Origin of the sequence: Mesorhizobium sp. M1E.F.Ca.ET.063.01.1.1 (assembly GCF_003998155.1) — a bacterium.
GTDB lineage: Bacteria > Pseudomonadota > Alphaproteobacteria > Rhizobiales > Rhizobiaceae > Mesorhizobium.
In genome coordinates this window covers 1-4,067 of sequence record NZ_RZSC01000555.1, presented here as the reverse complement: position 1 = coordinate 4,067, position 4,067 = coordinate 1, and the positions used below count along the sequence as shown (strand labels likewise).

Here is a 4,067-nt window from a genome sequence, read left to right as displayed (position 1 = left end):
GTCCGGTCGCGATCGTCGCCTGGTCGCGCAACTCGGCGAGCTTCTGCTGCAAGGCGGCATCGTCCGGCAGGTCGGCGTCGCCGCGTTCCCTGAGCTTGCGCAGCATGATCGGCAGCACGCCGTGGAATTCCGCGTTGGCAAGCAACGCCTTCAAGCTGCTTGCCGCAAGATTGCGTCCGCGGTCAGCCGGCGCTTCGGGGTCGGCGAACTCGAGCAGCAGTTTTTCTTCGGCAGGCGAGAGCGGAGGCAGCATCAACCGGGCAACGTCGCGAATGGCATGCAAATTCGGCCAGTATGGTCGCAGAAAAGCCCGCGCGAAGCTACATCCCCCAGCGCAGCGCGGCCGTATGCACCGGCGCGTCCCACAGCGCCGCCATCTCGTCGTCGAGCATGGCCAGCGTGATCGAGCAGCCGGCCATGTCGAGCGAGGTGACATAGGAGCCGACCAGCGAGCGGGCCACCGTCACGCCGCTCTTCTCGAAGATTTTGCGGGCGCTGTTGTACATCAGGTAAAGCTCCATCGACGGCGTGGCGCCGAAACCGTTGATGAAAAGCAGCGCCGGCCCTCCGGCGCGTTCGCCGAGGTCGCCGGTGATTGCCGTGCAGATCTCCTCGGCGATGGCGTCGGCGCTCTTCAGCGCATCGCGTCGCCGGCCGGGCTCGCCATGGATGCCGACGCCGAACTCCATCTCGCTGTCGCCGATCTCTAATGTCGGCTTGCCCGCCGCCGGCACGGTGCAACTGGTCAGCGCCACGCCCATCGAGCGTATCGCGCCGTTGACGCGGTCGCCCAGTGCCTTGAGCTCGGGCAGCGCCATGCCTTGTTCGGCCGCGGCGCCGACGATCTTCTCCACCACCAGCGTGCCGGCAACGCCGCGCCGGCCGGTCGTGTAGGACGAGTTCTCGACCGCGACGTCGTCATTGGTCACCACCTGCAGCACGCCGTCCGACATCTCGGCGGCCATGTCGAAATTCATCACGTCGCCTTCGTAGTTCTTGACGATGAACAGGCAGCCGGCGCCGGTGTCGACCGCCTGCATCGCTGCCAGGATCTGGTCCGGCGTCGGCGAGGTGAACACCTGGCCGGGGCAGGCGGCGTCCAGCATGCCGTGGCCGACCAACCCGCCATGCAGCGGCTCGTGGCCGGAGCCGCCGCCCGAGATCAGCGCCACCTTGCCCGGCTTGAGCTCTCTGCGGCGGACGAATTTATGTTCGTCGCCGAGCGCGAGGATGTCCGAATGGGCGGCGACGAAACCGTCGAGGCTTTCGGTGAGGATCGTATCCACCGTGTTGATGAACTTCTTCATGGCCGTCCTCCCGAACAGTCCTGGATTTGATATATGCAATTCCGAACGGAAAACCGCTGCATATTTTTCCCGGAATTGCTTCGTCAGCCGCTGCCCTTGCCGGCGATGCTGGTGATCTTCTGGATGAATTCGTTGATCGCCCGGTCGAGCGCGGCGTTCTGCCTGTCGTCGCCGAAATCCGGCACGATCAGCGAGACGTGGCGCGTCTTGCGCGGACCCGAAGTCGCCGACATCTTGCCCGGATGCGCCTGGTGATAGGCGGCCAAGAACTGGTCGCGCTCGGCCGGACTGAAATGGCAGACGGAAAAGATAGAAGGCAGATGCTTTGACGGGATCGGTATCGAATAGGCCGGACTGGAGATCTGCGTGACGAAGCTGCGATGCTTGCCGAGCGCTCGGCAAGGCGCTGGCGCATGCCCGATGGCCGCTGGTCGATAACCTGCGACAGGATCGTCTTGTAGGCGCGGATAGCGTCTTCCGAGCCGGCTTCCTGTATCTTGGCTGCCTTGGCCATGCCGCGCTTATACCGAAACGTCCGCGATGGCCGCCTTGGCCATGGCAAGTTGGGCAGGCGCGACCGAAAGGTCGCGCAGGCCGGCCTCGAGCAACAGCGGGATGGCGGCGGGGTCGCCGCCGGCGTCGCCGCAAAGGCTGACCGGAATCCCTTTCTCCCGCCCGAAGGCCGCGACCGAAGCGATCAGCCGCAGCACTGCCGGGTGGCGGACCGAATTGAGATGCGCGACCGATGCATTGTCGCGTGCCGCCGCCATCACATATTGCGTCAGGTCGTTGGAGCCGATCGAGAAGAAGGCGACGTTGGCGAATGCCTCCGGCGCGATGGCGACAGACGGCACCTCGACCATGATGCCGAGCGGCGGCATTTCGTGCGCAATGCCGCGCGCGGCGAGCGCCGCCTGCTCCTCGGCAAACAGCGCTGCGGCTTGGGCATACTCCTCGGCGGTGGCGACCATCGGAAACATGACCTTCAGATTGCCGTGTACGGCGGCGCGCAGCAATGCCCGGATTTGCATCCGGAAAATGTCGAGCCTGGCCAGTGACAACCTGATGCCGCGCAGGCCGAGGAACGGGTTGGTCTCCGCGATGGTGAAGCCGGGAACCGGCTTGTCGCCGCCGGCATCGACGGTGCGGATGGTCACCGGTTTTTCTCCGGCCCATTCCAGCACCTTGCGATAGGCATGGTACTGCGTCTCCTCGTCCGGCAGCGCCCCGCCGAACAGGAACTCCGTCCGCATCAGCCCGACGCCGTCACAGGTCTCGATATCGATGCCGTCGACATCGGAAGGATAGGCGATGTTGACCTGAACGCGCACGGCCGTGCCGGCTTCCGTCATGGCCGGCTGGGAGAGAAAAGCCTGCGCCTTGCCCTGGCGCGCCGCGAAGGAGGACGACGACCGCCTAAAGGCTTCGAATTCCGCCGGCGACGGCGCGAACACAAGGCCGCCATGCTCGGCGTCGAGAAGCGCGACTCCCGTGGGCTCATCCGCGAAAGCGCCAAGCCCCACCACCATCGGCACGCCGCGCGAGCGCGCCAGCATGGCGACATGGCTGGCCGTGCTGCCGGCCTTGAGCGCGATGCCGCCGCCTCTGCTCCAGTCTGTTTCGAGGAAGCGCGTCGGCGCGATGTCCGTGCCGTAGAGGATGGCGCCGGCAGGTGCTGCGGCCTCACCGTCCTCGCTCAAGGCGTGCAGCACCTGGTCGCGGATGTCGCGAAGGTCGGCGGCCCGCGCCCGGAAATAGTCCTGGTCGGAAGCCTCGTAGCCTGCGATTTCGGCATCCAGCGCCTGCCGCCAGGCAACGTCGGCCGGTTCGCCTGAACCGATCGATGCTAAGGCCGGAACGCTCAGCGCATCGTCCTGGAGCATGGCGATGTGGAATTCGAGGATGCCGGCGGCGTCGCCATCGGCGGTTTCGATCAGCGCGGTCAACCGGCTCACCGCCTTTTCGATCGCAGCCTGCAGCGCTGCTTTCTCCTCCGCCGCGTTTGCCTTGCCTCTGTAGGCAACCGGCGGCCGGTCGAGATCGAACAGCGGCCCTTCGGCATAGCCGGCTGAGGCGGGAACGCCTTCAATCCGCATGGTCCGCAGTCCTTGCGGATGTCGGACACGTTTTGCCCGTCTCAAGCGGACCGGGCATGGTCCCTGTCCTCGTCGAAGTCGCGCTGCACCAGGTCGACCAGTGCGCCGACCACTTGCTCGGCGCCGTCACCTCGCGCCCTTATGTGCAGCAGGGTTCCCTTGGGCGCCTTGGCCGCCATTACCTTGACGATGCTCTTGGCGTCGAACCAGGGGCCGTTGGCGGCCACCGCCACTTCCACCTCGGCCGCGAACGACTTGGCGAGCTTGGTGAACTTCACCGAAGGGCGCGCGTGCAGGCCCACCTCGTGGGTGATCAGGACAGTGGCTTCGGCGGATGCGGACATTCAGTCGGTTCCCGTTCCTTCATGACGGCGACAATTCATGCGCCGTCGCCACCACTTCCTTGAGCGAGGCGCCGCCGGAAGCTTCCGTCGCGGCCATCACGGCGCCCTCGACGATCGGCGCGTTGCAGACGACGATCTTGTGGGAGCGCGGCTCGCCGATCATCTCGACCGCCATCTCTGAGTTGGTCTCGGCGCCGCCGAGATCGACCAGGATGGCGACGCCCGCTTCCGACCAGGCCTTGTCGATCGCGCCCATGATCGCCTCGACGCTTGTGCCGAGCCCGCCATGGCCGTTTCCGCCGCACCATGCAAGCGGCACT

Annotated in this window: 4 protein-coding genes and 2 pseudogenes; all 6 read right to left on the bottom strand. The window is 66.0% G+C overall.

Annotated features, from left to right (window positions below; all coding sequences use genetic code 11):
* A pseudogene (locus tag EOA29_RS27830) lies at positions 1-253 on the bottom strand (hypothetical protein); the annotation flags it as partial.
* A gap of 67 nt (positions 254-320) precedes the next feature.
* Complete coding sequence (gene dhaK / locus EOA29_RS27825) at positions 321-1,307, bottom strand: dihydroxyacetone kinase subunit DhaK (RefSeq protein WP_126090537.1); 987 nt, start codon at positions 1,305-1,307, stop codon at positions 321-323.
* 83 nt (positions 1,308-1,390) lie between these two features.
* Positions 1,391-1,821: pseudogene (locus EOA29_RS27820) on the bottom strand (hypothetical protein).
* A 7-nt stretch (positions 1,822-1,828) separates the two neighbouring features.
* Positions 1,829-3,403: a phosphoenolpyruvate--protein phosphotransferase gene (ptsP, locus tag EOA29_RS27815; RefSeq protein ID WP_126090535.1), complete on the bottom strand. Its 1,575-nt coding sequence runs from the start codon at positions 3,401-3,403 to the stop codon at positions 1,829-1,831.
* Between the two features lie 41 nt (positions 3,404-3,444).
* Positions 3,445-3,747 (bottom strand): HPr family phosphocarrier protein, encoded by a 303-nt coding sequence (locus EOA29_RS27810; RefSeq protein WP_126090534.1) that lies wholly within the window; start codon positions 3,745-3,747, stop codon positions 3,445-3,447.
* A 19-nt stretch (positions 3,748-3,766) separates the two neighbouring features.
* Positions 3,767-4,067, bottom strand: a 301-nt coding sequence (locus EOA29_RS27805) for a PTS mannose transporter subunit IID (protein WP_127221887.1), incomplete at its 5' end; no start/stop codon positions are given.